The organism is Streptomyces sp. ML-6 (assembly GCF_030116705.1).
Taxonomy (GTDB): Bacteria; Actinomycetota; Actinomycetes; order Streptomycetales; family Streptomycetaceae; genus Streptomyces.
On record NZ_JAOTIK010000001.1, the window covers coordinates 2,867,125 to 2,882,620 of the forward strand.

Here is a 15,496-nt window from a genome sequence, read left to right on the forward strand (position 1 = left end):
ACCGAAGGCGTCAACTGTTTCCCGAAAAAGTTGGCTGCTGCCCGAAGCCGAAGGAGTCGGCTACTTCCCGAAGCCGAAGGCGTCGGCGCCGCGGACCTTGCTGCGGAGTCGCTTGCCCTTCTCCGTCGCCTGGTCGTTCAGCTCCTGCTGGAACTCCCGCATCCGGGTCAGCAGCTCGGCGTCGTGGGTGGCGAGGATGCGGGCGGCGAGCAGGCCCGCGTTGCGCGCGCCGCCGACCGAGACGGTCGCGACCGGCACCCCGGCGGGCATCTGCACGATGGAGAGCAGGCTGTCCATGCCGTCCAGGTACTTCAGCGGGACCGGCACGCCGATGACCGGCAGCGGGGTCACGGAGGCGAGCATGCCGGGGAGGTGGGCGGCACCGCCCGCGCCCGCGATGATCGCCTTCAGGCCGCGCTCCGCCGCCTGCTCGCCGTACGCGATCATCTCGTGCGGCATGCGGTGGGCGGAGACGACGTCGACCTCGTAGGGGATCTCGAACTCGTCGAGGGCCTTGGCCGCGGCCTCCATGACGGGCCAGTCGGAGTCCGAGCCCATGACGATGCCGACGAGGGGCGCGGCGGTGGCGGGGGAGGTCATTCGGTGATCGTTCCTCGCAGGTAGTCGGCCGCGTGCCGGGCGCGCTCCCGCACGTCCGCCAGGTCGTCGCCGTAGGTGTTGACGTGTCCGACCTTGCGGCCGGGCTTCACGTCCTTGCCGTACATGTGGATCTTGAGCTGCGGATCGCGGGCCATGCAGTGCAGGTACGCCTGGTACATGTCCGGGTAGTCGCCGCCCAGGACGTTGGACATGACCGTCCAGGTGGCGCGCGGGCGGGGGTCGCCGAGCGGCAGGTCGAGCACGGCCCGGACGTGGTTGGCGAACTGGGAGGTGATCGCGCCGTCCTGGGTCCAGTGCCCGGAGTTGTGCGGGCGCATCGCGAGTTCGTTGACCAGGATGCGGCCGTCACGGGTCTCGAAGAGCTCGACGGCGAGGTGGCCGACGACGCCCAGTTCGGCGGCGATGCGCAGGGCGAGCTGCTGGGCCTCGCCGGCGAGCCGCTCGTCCAGCTCGGGGGCGGGGGCGATGACCGTGTCGCAGACGCCGTCGACCTGGATCGACTCGACGACCGGGTAGGCGACGGCCTGGCCGTGCGGCGAGCGGACGATGTTGGCCGCCAGCTCCCGTACGAAGTCGACCTTCTCCTCGGCGAGGACCGCGACACCGGCCCGGAAGGGCTCGGCCGCGTCCGCCTCGGAGCGGACCACCCAGACGCCCTTGCCGTCGTAGCCGCCGCGGACCGTCTTGAGGACGACGGGGAAGCCGCCGGTCTCCTCGGCGAAGGCGGCCACGTCGGCCGGATCCGCCACGATGCGGTGGCGGGGGCAGGGCGCGCCGATCTCGTCGAGCTTCGCGCGCATCACCCCCTTGTCCTGGGCGTGCACCAGCGCGGCGGGTCCCGGGCGCACGGGAATGCCGTCCGCCTCCAGGGCCCGCAGGTGCTCGGTCGGTACGTGCTCGTGATCGAAGGTGATCACGTCACAACCCTGCGCGAAGGCGCGCAGCGTGTCCAGGTCGCGATAGTCGCCGACGACGACTTCGCTCACCACCTGGGCCGCCGAGTCCTGGGGGGTGTCACTGAGGAGCTTGAACTTGATGCCGAGGGGGATGCCCGCCTCGTGGGTCATACGGGCGAGCTGACCGCCACCGACCATGCCGACTACCGGGAACGTCACTCCTCCAGGGTATCCGCCGTCCCGGAGCCCCTCCGACGACGCCCTCCGCCCCGGTCCCTCCGCTCCCTCGGCGCCCTCCGCTCCGGTCCCTCCGCCGCCGCCCGGCCGCGTCACGGCATCGCCACACCGGAACACCGCATCCGGGGCGGGGCGGGGACGGGCTGGTTAGCATGACCGGGTTGACGTAATCGACTGACGGGCTGAGCGATCACCATGAGCGAACGGGGCGCACTGCGGGCCCGGCTGGATCTGCTGGCCCGGGAAATCGCCAAGTTCGGCGTGGTCGGCGGGGTCGGCCTGGTGGTCAACATCGGGGCGTCCAACCTGCTCTGGCGGTACACGGACATCCCGACGGTCCGGGCCGGTCTGCTGGCGACCCTGATCGCCATCTGCGGCAACTACCTCGGCTTCCGCTACTGGACGTACCGGGACCGCGACAAGAGCGGGCGCACCCGGGAGCTGACACTGTTCCTGCTGTTCAGCGCGGTGGGTGCGGTGATCGAGTCCGGTGTGCTGTACGTGGCGACGTACGGCTTCGGCTGGAACAGCCCGGTCCAGAGCAATGTCTTCAAGATCCTCGGGATCGGCATCGCGACGATGTTCCGCTTCTGGTCCTACCGGACGTGGGTCTTCAAGGCCCTGCCCGAGGCGAGGCCCCTGCCCGACGAGGCCGAGGCGCCCCCGGCCGATGCCGTGGGCAATTCCCCGGCCGATGTCGTGACCGATGCCCCGGCCGATTCCGCCGCGGACTCCGCCGCGCCCGACGGGGAAGCCGCGTCGGCCGGGGAAGCCGTGTCGGACGGGCCCGTGCGGGTCGCCGAGGGGTTCCTGAAGCAACGCCGCGCGGAACGATCGGCGCGGCCGGCGCGGGTCGGGGCGAATTCGGCACGCCGGTAGCCGGTGCCCGGCACGGGCCGGGTGGCGGTCAGTGCCCGGTACGGGCCGGTGGGGCCGGTGCCCGTATGGGCCGGTACGTCTCCGGCTCTGCCGGTCACCGCACCGGACGTTCCGGTTCCTCCCGCTTCCGGGCCACCCGGCTGAGGAACAGGGCGAAGACCGGCGGCTGCTGCTGGAGCAGTTCGAGACGGCCGCCGTCCGCCTCCGCGAGGTCCCGGGCGACGGCGAGGCCGATGCCGGTGGAGTTGCGGCCGCTGATCGTCCGCTCGAAGATCCGGGCGCCGAGACCGGCGGGAACGCCGGGGCCCTCGTCCGTGACCTCGATGACCGTCTGATTGCCGGTGACCCGGGTGCGCAGCGCGACCGTGCCGCCACCGTGCATCAGCGAGTTCTCGATCAGCGCGGCCAGCACCTGGGCGACCGCGCCCGGGGTGCCGACGGCCCGCAGCCCCTGCTTGCCGGAGCAGACGATGGCGCGGCCCGCGCTCCGGTAGGCCGGACGCCACTCCTCGATCTGCTGCTTGACCACCTCGTCGAGGTCGAAGACGACGGCGGAGCCGGTGCGCGGGTCGCGGGCGTTGGTCAGCAGCCGCTCCACCACGTCGGTGAGCCGCTCGACCTGGGTGAGCGCGATGTTCGCCTCCTCCTTCACCGTCTCCGGGTCGTCGGTGACGGAGATCTCCTCGATCCGCATGGAGAGCGCGGTCAGCGGCGTGCGGAGCTGGTGCGAGGCGTCGGCGGCCAGTCGGCGTTCCGCGGTCAGCATCCGGGCGATCCGTTCGGCGGAGGCGTCCAGGACGTCGGCGACCCGGTCCAGCTCCGGCACCCCGTACCGCTTGTGGCGGGGTCGCGGGTCGCCCGAGCCCAGGCGCTCGGCGGTCTCGGCGAGGTCCGTCAGCGGCAGGGTCAGCCTGTTGGCCTGGCGCACCGCCAGGAGCACGGCGGAGACGATGGCCAGCAGGGCCACCGCGCCGATGATCATCAGGGTGCGGCCGACCTCACGGGTGACCGCGGAGCTGGACTCCTCGACGGTGACCCGCTCGCCGCGCTCCCCCTCGGCCGTGCCGCGGATCACACTGCCGGTGGGACGCTCGCCGACCTCGATCGTGGGCCGGCCGGGCACCTTGACCAGTGCGTAGCGCTTGCTGTCGATCTGCTGGGAGAGCAGGCCGGGGGTGAGCCGCTCGTCCTCCACGAGCCGGCTCTCGACGACGCTGATGAGCCGCAGCGCCTCGGACTCGACGCTCTCCTGGGCGCTGTTGCTGATGGTGCGGGTCTCGACGATGACGAGGGAGACGCCGAAGACGGCGATCACCACGAGCACCACGGCGAGCGTGGAGTTGATCAGTCTGCGGCGCATGGTTGCTTCTGCTCGTCGGTTCTTCCCCGGGTTCCGGGAGGACTCCAAATGCTCCGGTCCTCCGGTCCTCCCGGGACGTCAGCTCGTCCGGTCGGTTCTTCCCGATCGGCCTCGTCCGGTCAGCTCTTCTCGAAGCGGAAGCCGACGCCCCGCACGGTCGCGATGTACCGCGGGTTGGCGGCGTCGTCGCCGAGCTTCTTGCGGAGCCAGGAGATGTGCATGTCGAGGGTCTTGGTCGACGACCACCAGGTGGTGTCCCAGACCTCCCGCATCAGCTGGTCGCGGGTGACGACCCGGCCGGCGTCGCGCACCAGGACCCGGAGCAGGTCGAACTCCTTCGCGGTGAGCTGGAGTTCCTCGTCGCCCATCCAGGCCCGGTGCGACTCGACGTCGATCCTGACGCCGTGCGTCGCGGGCTGCGGGGCGGGCTCGGAGGCGCCGCGACGCAGCAGGGCCCGGACCCGGGCCAGGAGTTCGGCCAGCCGGAAGGGCTTGGTGACGTAGTCGTCGGCGCCCGCGTCCAGACCGACGACGGTGTCCACCTCGTCGGCCCGGGCGGTCAGCACCAGGATCGGGACGGTGTGGCCCTCGGCCCGGAGTCTGCGGGCCACTTCGAGCCCGTCCATCCCCGGCAGGCCCAGGTCGAGCACGACCAGGTCGATCGATCCCTGGAGGCCGGCGTCGAGCGCGGCCGGACCGTCCTCCCGGACCTCGACCTCGTAACCCTCCCGGCGCAGTGCGCGGGCCAGCGGCTCCGAGATGGACGCGTCGTCCTCGGCGAGCAGTACACGGGTCATGCAGTGATGGTAGTCCGCGCGGGGCGGCTGCCGGGAGGTGATCCAAAAGCCCTGCGGGTCTGCGAAACAAGGGGGGAGAAACCTTCGAATACACGGGTGCGGTTGCACCGGCACCTGTGATCCATCTCTCAAGTCCGTTCATTTCGGGCTCTGTCATGTCGTATGGTTGCTCGACGCCTGTTGCACCACTCAAGGACCCTTGGGCAGCTTTTAGCGCCGAGGGTCTCTTTTGTTTTGCCGGCTGGTACCCGCCAGTCGTGAATGTCAGTGAATGACCTGCGGCCGGGCCCGGAGCGCGAGAATGCGCGCCGGGCGTGGATCCCGGCACGGTCGGTCCCCGTCGCTCCGCCGGCTCCTCGACGAGTACGGCGGGCGGGACGAAATCTCCTCCGGGGCGTCGGGGAGCGGGACGTGTCCGTGCCGGTGCCGGCCTCCCCCCACCGGGCGCACCACGCTCACAAGGCGTCGCGTCCCGAGCACACAAGGATCGACCATGGCGTCCAGCCTGACGAAGGACCCGGCCAGTACTTCTGGATCCGAGAAGACCTTCTTCGGCCACCCCCGCGGCCTGGCCACTCTCTTCATGACCGAGATGTGGGAGCGCTTCAGCTTCTACGGCATGCGGGCCCTGCTTCCGCTCTACCTGGTCTCCAGCTCCGGCCTGGACATGAACGCGGCCACGGCCACCGCGATCTACTCCATCTACATGGCGATGGTGTACCTGCTCGCCATGCCCGGCGGATGGTTCGGCGACCGGGTCTGGGGGCCGCGCAAGACGGTCACCGTCTCGGCCTCGGTCATCATGCTGGGCCACCTGACGCTCGCGCTGCCCGGTTCCGGAACCTTCTTCGCCGGTCTGGCGCTCGTCGCGCTCGGCTCCGGGCTGCTGAAGGCCAACATCTCGACGATGGTCGGCCACCTCTACAACGGCCCGGAGGACCCGCGCCGCGACGGGGGCTTCACCGTCTTCTACATGGGCATCAACCTCGGTGCCTTCGCCGCGCCGCTGATCATCGGCACCGTCGGCGAGAAGGTGAACTGGCACCTCGGCTTCGCCATCGCGGCGGTCGGCATGGCGCTGGGCCTGGCCCAGTTCCTCATCGGCACCCGCCACCTCAGCGCGCGCAGCAGCGTCGTCCCGAAGCCGCTGTCGGCCGAGGAGCGCCGCTCCGCCCTGCGCAAGGGTCTGATCTGGCTGATCGTCGCCGTCGTCTTCTACGGCGTGCTCGTCGCCACCGACGTCTACACGCTGAACTGGGCGCTCGTCCCGATCACCGTCGCCGGTCTGCTCATCCCGGTCACGGTGCTGGTGCGGATCAAGCGCGACCGGGACCTGTCGAAGGCCGAGCAGTCGAAGATGTCCGGCTACATCTGGTTCTTCGTCGCCGCCGCCGTGTTCTGGATGATCTACGACCAGGGCGGTTCCACGCTGTCGCTCTTCGGTGAGTCCTCCACCACCGGCAGCGTGCTGGGCCTGGACTTCCCGACCTCCTGGTACCAGACGATCAACCCGGTCTTCATCATGGCGATGGCCCCGGTCGTCGCCTGGATCTGGCTGGCGCTGAACCGGCGCGGCAAGGAGCCGAGCACGGTCGTCAAGTTCGGCTCGGGCCTCTTCCTCGTCGGTGTCTCCTTCTTCGTCTTCATGATGCCGCTGACCATGGCGTCGGACGGCGACAAGGTCAGCCCGATGTGGCTGGTGTCGATCTACTTCCTGCAGACCGTCGGTGAGCTCTGCCTCTCCCCGGTCGGCCTGTCGGTCACCACGAAGATGGCTCCGGCGAAGTACGGCAGCCAGATGATGGGTGTCTGGTTCCTCGCCGTCACCGCGGGCGACTGCACCACCAGCCTGCTGTCGCTGGCGGGCGTCAACCTGAACAAGACGGGGATCGTGGCCCTGGAGGCGGGGCTCGCCGTCGTCGCGGCGTTCGCGATCTGGATGTACCGCAAGAAGGTCACCCAGCTCATGGGGGACGTGCGCTGATGCGCTGACCCGCCCATCCGCGTCGCACGCCCGTGCTCGTGCCCGCGCCCGTCCGGTTCTCCGGAGGGCGCGGGCACGGTGCGTTCCGGGGCCGCCGCGCCGCCGGTGCGGCGGTACGACGGCCCCGGGCGATTCCGTACGGGTACGGGTGTTTCGTACGGATACGGGTGCGAGTGCGAGTACGGCTCAGGCGGTGCCGCGCAGCCTGCGCCAGGGGGTGAAGGCGAACACGGCGCCGCCGAGCAGGATCGTCGTGCCCGCGACCAGGCCGAGGGCGCGCAGGGTGCCGTGGTCCCCGGCCCCGGTGTCGGCCAGTCCGCCGCCGGAGGTCGCGGAGCCGGTGGCCCCGGCCGAGCCCGAGGCGGCGGAGCCGGACGCGCCGCCCTCCTGGGCCGTGGTGTCGAGTTCCAGCGACGGGCTCACCGTGCCCTTGATCTTGCAGGGGATGCTGATCTTCGAGGCGCCCAGGGTGACGTCGATGGTCAGGGTGCCGGGGCTGAGCGTGGACTTGCCGGACGCGCCCGGTTTGTAGGTGCCGGTCATGTCGGGCAGGTCGACCGGCTTGCCCTGCTCCAGCGGTTCGGTGTTGGCGGGTCCGGTGACCTTCACCGAGCCCTTGTCGGCGCCGCCCAGGGTGACGTCCATGGACGGCTTGAGCGCACCGGCCGGCAGGGCGGCCGGGCTGTCCATCACGCCCTTGGCCGTCTTGACCGTGAGCGCGTAGCTGCCGCCGCTCTTCTTGGCGTTGATCGTCACCTTGGAGGCGATGTCGGCCGGGCCGGGGGACGTACAGGTGAAGTTGGCGGAGACCTCCTTGCCCGGGAAGTCGGTCTGCCCGTCGCCCCCGCCGGAACCGGACGTGGAGCCGGAGGTGGTCCCGGACGTGGTGCCGGACGTGGTGCCTCCGGAGGCCGACGTGCTGCCGCCGGAGCCCGAGGTGGTGCCGGAGGTCGTACCGCCCGCGGTGGTGGAACCGGAGCTGGTGCCACCGGTCGTGCCACTGGTCGTACCGCTGGTCGTGCCGGAGCTGGTGCCGCCCGTGGTCGTCGAGCCGCCGTCGGTGACCTTGATGGTCGCGCCCGGCTGCACGGTCCCCTTCGGGCTGCACTTGGTGTCCGTGGAGATCGGCTTGGAGACGTTGATGTCGTACGCGTCCGGCGTCAGCGTGATCTCACCGGCCTTCTCCAGCTTCAGCGTGCCCTTCATGTCGGACAGCAGCATGTCGCTGTTCTTCGGAATCGGCGGGTTCTGCCGCGGTCCTTCCATCCGCAGGGTGCCCGTGGCCGCGCCGCCCAGCTTGATCGTGCCGGTCGGCTTGACCGTGTCCTTGTCCAGGTCGAGCACGTCGGGGTTCTTGGAAGCGGCCCGGACCGTCTTCCACACCACCTCGACGGTGTCCCCGACCTCGGCCTCGGCGGGCGCGGTCAGCTGCACCACGGTGGTGCCCTGCATGGCCGGCAGCCCGGAGATGGGCGGGGGTATGCACTCGGTGCTGTACGAGATGTCGGCGGCCTCGGCCGGGGTGGCGGCCAGCAGCAGGCCCGCCCCGCCGAGCATCATCGCGACTCCCGCCGCGACCGTCCTCCGTTGCGTACTCACGACTGTCCCTTCGTCGTCGGTCTGTTCCCTGACGGTGCGGAATCGGGGGTGAACCACGGCAGCGCGGCCGTGGTGGCGGCCGGGTCGTCGGCGGACCCGGCCGGAGGGTTCGTGGGCGCGGCGGCCGGACGCGGACGGTGGCGGCGCCCGGCGCGGGCCGGAGCGCGCGGGGTACGGGCCGGAGCGCGCGGGGAACGGGGGCGCACCTTGTCGACGACCGCCATACCGATCCGGAACACGGCGGCCGGCACCACCAGGCACAACAGCACCCAGAAGAGCGTGACCCCCCAGGGGCGGCCGACCCCCCACGGCTGCTCGACCAGCACCTTGCCGCCGTACCTGAGCGAGATCTGGTAGTCGCCGTGGGCGCCCGCGGCCAGCTCGACCGGCAGCTCGATCCGGGCCTTGCGGCCGGAGGCGATGGTGCCGCGCCACGGCCGTTCCTCCCACTGCGGCGCGAAGACGCCGTGCGCGGTGCCGATCTCGAAGACCGGGTCCTCGACCGGGGCGGAGCCGAGGTTGCCCACGGTGAGGACGAGGCGCCGGGCGGGCGGGGCCCCGAACCAGGTGAGGATGCCGCTGTCGCCCTCCAGCCGTGCGGTGGCGAGCACCGCGAGCCTGCCGCCCGTGCCCTCCTTCGGCAGCGGGGCGGTCGGGTGGCCCGCGACGACGAACACGGCGTCGGCGTCGGCCCGTTCGCCGGTGACGGTGGCGATGTGCACCACGCACGGGCAGGGCACGGGCGGTTCGGCGACCGGCAGCTTCTTGCGGAAGCCGCCCTCCGCGTCGGTGGTGACGGCCCGGCCGTCGGCGTTGGCGCAGGAGTTGGTGCCGCCGATCACGCCGCGGTCCGGGGTGGACCGGCCGCAGATCAGCATCATCAGCAACGTGTTCGGGCGCCAGCCTCGGCCCTTCACGGTGATCTCGCCACCCTTGCCCGCCTGCCGGGCGGAGAGCGTGACCACGGGCTTCGCATCTTTCTCCGCCGCCTTGGCTCCCAGCGTCGCCTTCGCGGACGCCACCTCGACGCCCCCCGTCGCCTTCGCGTCCGCCGCTCCGGCGCCGGTCGCGGGGAGCAGCAGGAGGGCGGGCAGAAGTACGGGCAGCAGTACGGCGAGCAGTGCCGCGGTCCGCCGCCGACCGCCTCTCCGGAGTGCCGCCGGTCCGGCCTGTCCCGTCACGATTCCGCTCCCGCCTGCACCGAATGCCTCGTCCCGGAGTGCTGCTGCTGGTCCCGCGCGGCCCGCTCGCCGTCCGGCAACCGCTCGTCGCCCGTCGACCGGCCCTCGTCCGCCGGTCGGCCGCGCGGGCGCCGGCGCCGGTACGCGTACGCGCCGGTGGCGACGGCGGCCAGGAGGAACAGCGCGCCGCCGGTCAGCGGGGCCCACGGGACGAAGACCGCGCGGGCGGTCGCCTCGCCGTGCACGTCGCCCGCCGCGGTGACGCGCAGCCGGACGGTCGTCGAGTCCAGCGCGGGGGTGTCCCGCCACGGTTCGGTGAGCCCGAGGCGCTGTCCGGGCAGCAGGCGCACCGGCAGGGCGCGGGCCTCGCGCCGCAGCACCGTCCCGAACAGCCCGTCGGCCCGGACGGCGACTTCCGGGGCGAGGACCGTGTTGCCCCGGTTGACCAGCGTGTAGTGGATGGTCCGGCCGGACACGGTGACGTCCTCGACGGTGAGCGCGGCCACGGCCGGTCCGCCGATCCGCAGCCGGAGGTCCACCTCCACCGAGCGGTCGCCGCCGCGTACGACGAGCGCGCCGGAACGGTCGCCGGGCACCGCCCCGGCCGGGACCGTGACGGTGAACGGCACGTCGGCGCGGGTGCGGGCGGGCACGGTCACCTCGGTGGCGGCGGCCCGCAGCCAGGCCCCGGGGCCGGTGCCGGGCGCGCCCCCCGTGCCCGGCCGCGGTGCGGTCGTCGCCCCGGGCCCGTCCGTGCCGCGCAGGCGCACGGTGATCGGGGAGGAGCCGGGGTTGGTGACGGAGAGCCGGTCCTGCAGAACGCTGCCGGGCGCCCCCTCCAGGTAGAAGTACGGTCTGCTGCCCTTCCCGCCCGAACCGCTCCCGGCAGGCCGCGCCGTCCACGACGCGTCCTTCGCGGGCGACGGCGCCCGGGGAACGGCGACCGCCTCCGGGGGCACGGCGAGAGCGCACAGCAGTACGGCGAGGGCGAGTCGGACGGCGCGGCCGGTCGTCGGCGGCGGCATGGGCGGCTCCCTGGTGCGTGACGGCGGCGGCTGGGTCTCGTGGACCGCGGGCCCGGACGTACCGGCCACGGCTCCCCGGGGCGGATGGACGTACCGGTCACGGCTCCTCCGGCGCGGGCGTACCGGGCACAGGCACGGGCGTACCGGCGGAAACGCCTAGCGGCCCACCGCCCCCGCCTCCTGCCGCTGTCCCCGCCGGGTCAGCCAGAGCACCCCCGCCGCACCGGTCAGCAGCACCGTGCCGCCGAGCGTGCCGAGCGCCACGGCCGAGTCGAGCGGACCGGTCTTCGGCAGCTGCCCGCCGGCCGGGTCGTCGTTCCCGCCGCCGGTCGCCGTGCCGCCCCCGCCCCCGGCGGCCGTCACGTCGAGCCGGAGCGACGGGCCGGGGTTGTTGGCGGGGGTGCAGGTGGTGGTCGTGCCCAGCGCCTTGATGGTGAGCACCCCGGCGGTGAAGTCGACCTTGCCGCTCTTCTTCGGCGTGTACGTGCCCGACAAGTCGCTGATCTTGATGGGGGTGTTGGCGGGTATCGCCGCGGAGTTCGACGGGCCGGAGACCTGGACCCGGCCCGGATCGGCGCCGCCCACCTCGATCACCGCGCTGGGGTTCATCGCGCCCTTGCCCAGTTCGACGGGGCTGGACGAGACGCCCTTCTGGAAGGACATCGTGAGCCGGTAGCCGTTGCCGCTCCGGACGCTCTTGATGTCGATGGGGGACACGGCGCTCTTGTCGCCGATCGGGGTCTTGCACTTGTAGTCGACGTCCACGACCGTGGCGTGGGCGGCGGGCGCGGCCATCAGCACCACCGTGCCCGCCAGCGCGGACGCCAGCGCGAGAGCTGTTCGCTTCTGGTAGGACACCTCTGAGTTCCCCTCATGCCGGAAGTTGCCGAAGGTCGCCGGAAGCCACCGGAAGGCGCCGGAGGTCGCCGGAAATCCTCGGGAGCCGTCGCGCGCCGCGGCGCACCGGCGCACGTTACTGACGACACATCAGATCGGCGCTCAAGGTACGCCCGGCAACTTGAGGAGGGAAGACAAAGAGCGCGCCGATCCGGCGCGCTCCTGAGGGGTGGTACGTACGGAAGGTGCCCTACGCGGGGGCGGCCAGCTCCGCCCAGACGGTCTTGCCGGGCCGGCCCGGTACCCGGAGGACGCCCCAGTCCAGGCAGAGCCGCTGCACGATGAACATGCCGTGGCCGCCGGGCCGGCCGGCCCGGTGCGGGGTGCGGGGTGCGGGCTGTCCCGCGCCCGAGTCGACGACCTCCACCCGCAGCACCTTCGCCGTGCAGGCGATGCGCATCTCCTCGGGGCCGTCCGCGTGCAGGCAGGCGTTGGTGACCAGTTCGGAGACGACCAGCAGGACGTCCTCGGCGGCGGCCCGGCCGTCGGCGCCGGACGCGGGGAGCCAGCCCCATTCGTGGAGCGCCTGGCGGGCGAAGTCGCGGGCCGTCGGCACGGTGCCGCCGATGTCGCGCAGCGACAGGGTGTGCCACTGCCACTCGGCCGGTCCGGAGGAGGAGGCGGCACCGGCGCCCGCGTCCAGGTGTGCGTCCACGCCGACGTCCTCCGGCTCGCGGCCGAGGTCGCCCGGCGGGTGCTGCCGGGTGGTGCTCATCAGCGCTTCACCTCACCGATTCACCATGTCGCCATCAAAACAATGTGACAGTCGCAGTTTCAGATACAGATACAGGTACGGGTACCAGTACGGATGGGAAGCGCGCCGGTCGCCCGCGGCTCCGCCGGATGTCTTCTGCCCGGCCGAATCGTGACAACACCCACTTCGTCCGCGCGGATCGCGTGACACTGGCAACAGCCGGCGTGCCCGGGTCGCGATCGCGCGGCGCGGTCACCCGTCCAGAGCGGCTTCGAGGGAGTCGTGGACGGTGAAGACCGCCTCGGCCCCGGTGATCTCGAAGACTCTCGCCACCACCGGCAGCATTCCGGCCAAATGGACCCCTCCCCCGGCCGCTTCCGCCTTGAGGCGGGCACCGAGCAGCACGTTGAGCCCGGTGGAATCACAGAATTCGAGGCGCGAGCAGTCGACCACCAGGCGCGCCCGCCCCTGCTCGACCGCGTGCTCCAGGGGTTCTCGCAACAGGTCCGCCGTGTGGTGATCCAGCTCACCCACCGGTGTCACGACCTCGCTGCGCCCCTCGGTCCGGACCTCGACCTGAAGTCGTCCCCGGTTCGCACTGCCGACCGTCCCGCGGTCCATGCCCGTCCCTCTTCGCCGTTCGTCACTGGCCGCGTCGCCGCGTGCACAGATCCGTATGTGCTGTCTCTGACGTTCTTGGAACAGTACGCGCTCTGTGCGCCACGCGATACCCGAAGACCTCAACAAACCGGACATATGGCATCAATTGGCGCTTGTAACTGTCCATCCGTAGCGGGTAAGGGTAGAGGGACCTCAAAAAACACGGCCGGCTTCGGAGGCGCCGCTTCACCGCAGGAACACGTATGGGCATCGGCAGCCATATGCCGAGAACGATGGAGGAGACCATGTCACCCCGGCTCGACGGACCGCGTACCCCCGACGCGACGTCAGCAGGTCCTCAAGGACTGACCCCCTCAGACTCCCCTGCCGCGCACGCCGCAGACGGCCCGCGCGACAGCAGCACCAGTACCACCGTCAGCACTGTCGGCACCGCTGTCGGCACCACCGGCTCCGGTCACCCCGATGACCCCGGCAGCCGCCCCGTCGCCACCGACCACGGCGACGGCCTCGAAGGACTTCCCGAGATCCCGCCCTACGACGAAGTGGGGCCGCTGGACGCCAGGGCACTGTCGAAGACGCTCTTCGCACGACTCGAATCCCTCGAAGAGGGCACCCACGAGTACTCGTACGTCCGCAACACGCTCGTCGAACTGAACCTGGCCCTGGTCAAGTTCGCCGCCTCCCGGTTCCGCTCCCGCAGCGAGCCGATGGAGGACATCATCCAGGTCGGCACGATCGGCCTGATCAAGGCGATCGACCGGTTCGAGCTCAGCCGGGGCGTGGAGTTCCCCACGTTCGCGATGCCGACCATCATCGGCGAGATCAAGCGCTTCTTCCGCGACACCAGTTGGTCCGTGCGCGTCCCGCGCCGCCTGCAGGAGCTGCGGCTCGACCTGGCCAAGGCCGGCGACGAGCTCGCCCAGCAACTGGACCGTTCGCCCACCGTGGGCGAACTCGCCGAGCGCCTCGGCATCACCGAGGACGAGGTCGTCGAGGGCATGGCCGCCAGCAACGCGTACACCGCGAGTTCGCTGGACGCCAAGCCCGAGGAGGACGAGCACGAGGGCGCGTTGGCGGACCGCATCGGCTACGAGGACCACGGGCTCGAGGGCATCGAGTACGTGGAGTCCCTGAAACCGCTGATCGCCTCGCTGCCCCGGCGCGACCGGACGATCCTCTCGCTCCGGTTCGTCGCCAACATGACGCAGTCGGAGATCGGCGAGGAGCTGGGCATCTCCCAGATGCACGTGTCGCGATTGCTCTCCCGCACCCTGGTCAAGCTCCGCAGGGGGCTGACGCTGGAGGAGTGAGCGCCACTCCTCGTCGAAGGACCCGTCCCGGCAGGGGCGGGTCCTTCCGCATTCCTGCTGCCCGTCATGTCCGACGCCCCGTCACGTCCGCTACCCCGCCACGCCCGACGCTCCACTGCACCTGACGTTCCATCACCGAACCACGCGCGGGCGCCTGATGAACTCCCCGAGGCGGCGGCCCCGGCCGCTCTCAGAGGACGCGCTCGCCCCGCCGCCAGACCGCGTGGACCAGCGGGACGCCCGGCCGGTAGGCGAGGTGGACGTGGCTGGGCGCGTCGAGGAGCACCAGGTCGGCGCGGGCGCCCGGGGCGATGCGGCCGATGTCCGTGCGCCGCAGGGCCGCCGCACCGCCCGCGGTGGCCGACCAGAGCGCCTCGTCCGGCGTCATCCCCATGTCGCGCACGGCGAGGGCGATGCAGAAGGGCATCGAGGACGTGAACGACGAGCCCGGGTTGCAGTCCGTCGAGAGCGCGACGGTGGCGCCCGCGTCGAGGAGGCGGCGGGCGTCCGGCCAGGTGGCGCGGGTGGAGAACTCGGCGCCGGGGAGCAGGGTGGCGACGGTGTTCCCCTGGGCCAGGGCGTCCACGTCGGCGTCGGTGAGGTGGGTGCAGTGGTCGGCGGACGCGGCGTCGAGTTCGACGGCGAGCTGGACGCCGGGGCCGTGGCCGAGCTGGTTGGCGTGGACGCGGGGGTGCAGGCCCCGGGCCCGGCCCGCGGTGAGGACGGCGCGGGCCTGGTCGCCGTCGAAGGCGCCGCGCTCGCAGAACACGTCGACCCAACGGGCGTACGGGGCACAGGCGTCGAGCATCGCCCCGGTGACCAGCTCGACGTAGCCGGCCGGGTCGTCGGCGTAGTCCGGGGAGACGATGTGGGCGCCGAGGTAGGTGACCTCCTCGGTGTGCCGGGCGGCGATGCGCAGGGCGCGGGCCTCGTCCTCGACGGTGAGGCCGTAGCCGGACTTGGTCTCGAGGGTGGTGGTGCCCTGGCGCAGCGCCTCGGCGAGGTAGCGGGCGACGTTGGCGGAGAGTTCGTCGTCGGTGGCGGCGCGGGTCGCGGCGACCGTGGTCCTGATGCCGCCCGCGCTGTAGGCGCGGCCGGACATCCGGGCGTTGAACTCCTCGGTGCGGTCGCCCGCGAACACGAGGTGGGAGTGGGAGTCGACGAAGCCGGGGATCGCCGCCCGGCCGCCCGCGTCGACGGCGTTGTCAGTGGTGGGTGCTTTGCTTGATTCACCGGCCCAGACGATCCGGTCGTCCTCGATGACGACGGCCGCGTCCCGGACCAGGCCCAGGGGGGAATCCGCACGGAGGGAGGGGTCGTTGGTGACCAGGCTCGCGATGTTGGTGATGGCGGTCGTCGTCATCGGGTGGTTGCTCTCCTTGCGGGGGGCGGGTG

13 protein-coding genes and 1 pseudogene are annotated in these 15,496 nt (G+C 71.8%); 3 read left to right on the forward strand and 11 right to left on the reverse strand.

Annotation, left to right across the window (positions count from 1 at the left end):
- Positions 1–60: 60 nt before the first annotated feature.
- A complete protein-coding gene (gene purE, locus OCT49_RS12365; RefSeq protein ID WP_283851930.1) occupies positions 61–600 on the reverse strand; it encodes a 5-(carboxyamino)imidazole ribonucleotide mutase in 540 nt (179 codons plus the stop codon).
- Entirely contained in the window at positions 597–1,736 is a 1,140-nt protein-coding gene (locus tag OCT49_RS12370) for a 5-(carboxyamino)imidazole ribonucleotide synthase (protein ID WP_283851931.1), read from the reverse strand. The genes purE and OCT49_RS12370 overlap by 4 nt, the downstream gene beginning before the upstream one ends.
- 213 nt (positions 1,737–1,949) lie before the next feature.
- Here OCT49_RS12370 and OCT49_RS12375 point away from each other — a divergent pair.
- A pseudogene (locus tag OCT49_RS12375) lies at positions 1,950–2,426 on the forward strand (GtrA family protein); the annotation flags it as partial.
- Between the two features lie 301 nt (positions 2,427–2,727).
- Here OCT49_RS12375 and OCT49_RS12380 read toward each other — a convergent pair.
- The gene (locus OCT49_RS12380; protein WP_283851932.1) at positions 2,728–3,993 is read right to left on the reverse strand and encodes a sensor histidine kinase; all 1,266 of its coding nucleotides are present in this window, start codon (positions 3,991–3,993) and stop codon (positions 2,728–2,730) included.
- A gap of 119 nt (positions 3,994–4,112) precedes the next feature.
- Positions 4,113–4,790, reverse strand: coding sequence for a response regulator transcription factor (locus OCT49_RS12385; protein WP_283851933.1), 678 nt, complete (start codon positions 4,788–4,790; stop codon positions 4,113–4,115).
- Between the two features lie 493 nt (positions 4,791–5,283).
- On the opposite strand from OCT49_RS12385, the gene OCT49_RS12390 reads away from it, so the two are divergent.
- Positions 5,284–6,774: a peptide MFS transporter gene (locus OCT49_RS12390; RefSeq protein ID WP_283851934.1), complete on the forward strand. Its 1,491-nt coding sequence runs from the start codon at positions 5,284–5,286 to the stop codon at positions 6,772–6,774.
- Between the two features lie 186 nt (positions 6,775–6,960).
- Here OCT49_RS12390 and OCT49_RS12395 read toward each other — a convergent pair whose 3' ends face one another.
- From OCT49_RS12395 to OCT49_RS12420, 6 genes are all read right to left on the reverse strand, one after another.
- Positions 6,961–8,331: a hypothetical protein gene (locus OCT49_RS12395; protein WP_283855770.1), complete on the reverse strand. Its 1,371-nt coding sequence runs from the start codon at positions 8,329–8,331 to the stop codon at positions 6,961–6,963.
- A 38-nt stretch (positions 8,332–8,369) separates the two neighbouring features.
- The gene (locus OCT49_RS12400) at positions 8,370–9,554 is read right to left on the reverse strand and encodes a hypothetical protein (protein WP_283851935.1); all 1,185 of its coding nucleotides are present in this window, start codon (positions 9,552–9,554) and stop codon (positions 8,370–8,372) included.
- Positions 9,551–10,579: a COG1470 family protein gene (locus OCT49_RS12405; protein ID WP_283851936.1), complete on the reverse strand. Its 1,029-nt coding sequence runs from the start codon at positions 10,577–10,579 to the stop codon at positions 9,551–9,553. Before OCT49_RS12405 ends, OCT49_RS12400 begins: the two co-directional genes overlap by 4 nt.
- A 156-nt stretch (positions 10,580–10,735) precedes the next feature.
- Positions 10,736–11,437 carry a peptidase gene (locus OCT49_RS12410; protein ID WP_283851937.1) on the reverse strand — a complete coding sequence of 234 codons (702 nt, stop codon included), beginning with the start codon at positions 11,435–11,437 and terminating at the stop codon, positions 10,736–10,738.
- A gap of 229 nt (positions 11,438–11,666) precedes the next feature.
- Complete coding sequence (locus OCT49_RS12415) at positions 11,667–12,191, reverse strand: ATP-binding protein (RefSeq protein WP_283851938.1); 525 nt, start codon at positions 12,189–12,191, stop codon at positions 11,667–11,669.
- 231 nt (positions 12,192–12,422) lie between these two features.
- The gene (locus OCT49_RS12420) at positions 12,423–12,791 is read right to left on the reverse strand and encodes an STAS domain-containing protein (protein WP_148838307.1); all 369 of its coding nucleotides are present in this window, start codon (positions 12,789–12,791) and stop codon (positions 12,423–12,425) included.
- Positions 12,792–13,075: 284 nt separating this feature from the next.
- On the opposite strand from OCT49_RS12420, the gene OCT49_RS12425 reads away from it, so the two are divergent.
- Entirely contained in the window at positions 13,076–14,101 is a 1,026-nt protein-coding gene (locus OCT49_RS12425; protein WP_283855771.1) for an RNA polymerase sigma factor SigF, read from the forward strand.
- Positions 14,102–14,291: 190 nt separating this feature from the next.
- On the opposite strand, the gene hutI is transcribed toward OCT49_RS12425, so the two are convergent.
- A complete protein-coding gene (gene hutI / locus OCT49_RS12430) occupies positions 14,292–15,464 on the reverse strand; it encodes an imidazolonepropionase (RefSeq protein WP_283851939.1) in 1,173 nt (390 codons plus the stop codon).
- Positions 15,465–15,496 lie beyond the last annotated feature (32 nt).

Bases quoted from the DNA above. Each gene is read 5' to 3' on its own strand.
- OCT49_RS12415 (WP_283851938.1), bottom strand. From the start codon at position 12,191: ATGAGCACCACCCGGCAGCACCCGCCGGGCGACCTCGGCCGCGAGCCG.
- OCT49_RS12390 (WP_283851934.1), top strand. From the start codon at position 5,284: ATGGCGTCCAGCCTGACGAAGGACCCGGCCAGTACTTCTGGATCCGAG.
- OCT49_RS12380 (WP_283851932.1), bottom strand. From the start codon at position 3,993: ATGCGCCGCAGACTGATCAACTCCACGCTCGCCGTGGTGCTCGTGGTG.
- OCT49_RS12385 (WP_283851933.1), bottom strand. From the start codon at position 4,790: ATGACCCGTGTACTGCTCGCCGAGGACGACGCGTCCATCTCGGAGCCG.
- OCT49_RS12420 (WP_148838307.1), bottom strand. From the start codon at position 12,791: ATGGACCGCGGGACGGTCGGCAGTGCGAACCGGGGACGACTTCAGGTC.
- hutI (WP_283851939.1), bottom strand. From the start codon at position 15,464: ATGACGACGACCGCCATCACCAACATCGCGAGCCTGGTCACCAACGAC.
- OCT49_RS12425 (WP_283855771.1), top strand. From the start codon at position 13,076: ATGTCACCCCGGCTCGACGGACCGCGTACCCCCGACGCGACGTCAGCA.
- OCT49_RS12395 (WP_283855770.1), bottom strand. From the start codon at position 8,331: ATGCTCGGCGGGGCGGGCCTGCTGCTGGCCGCCACCCCGGCCGAGGCC.
- OCT49_RS12405 (WP_283851936.1), bottom strand. From the start codon at position 10,579: ATGCCGCCGCCGACGACCGGCCGCGCCGTCCGACTCGCCCTCGCCGTA.
- purE (WP_283851930.1), bottom strand. From the start codon at position 600: ATGACCTCCCCCGCCACCGCCGCGCCCCTCGTCGGCATCGTCATGGGC.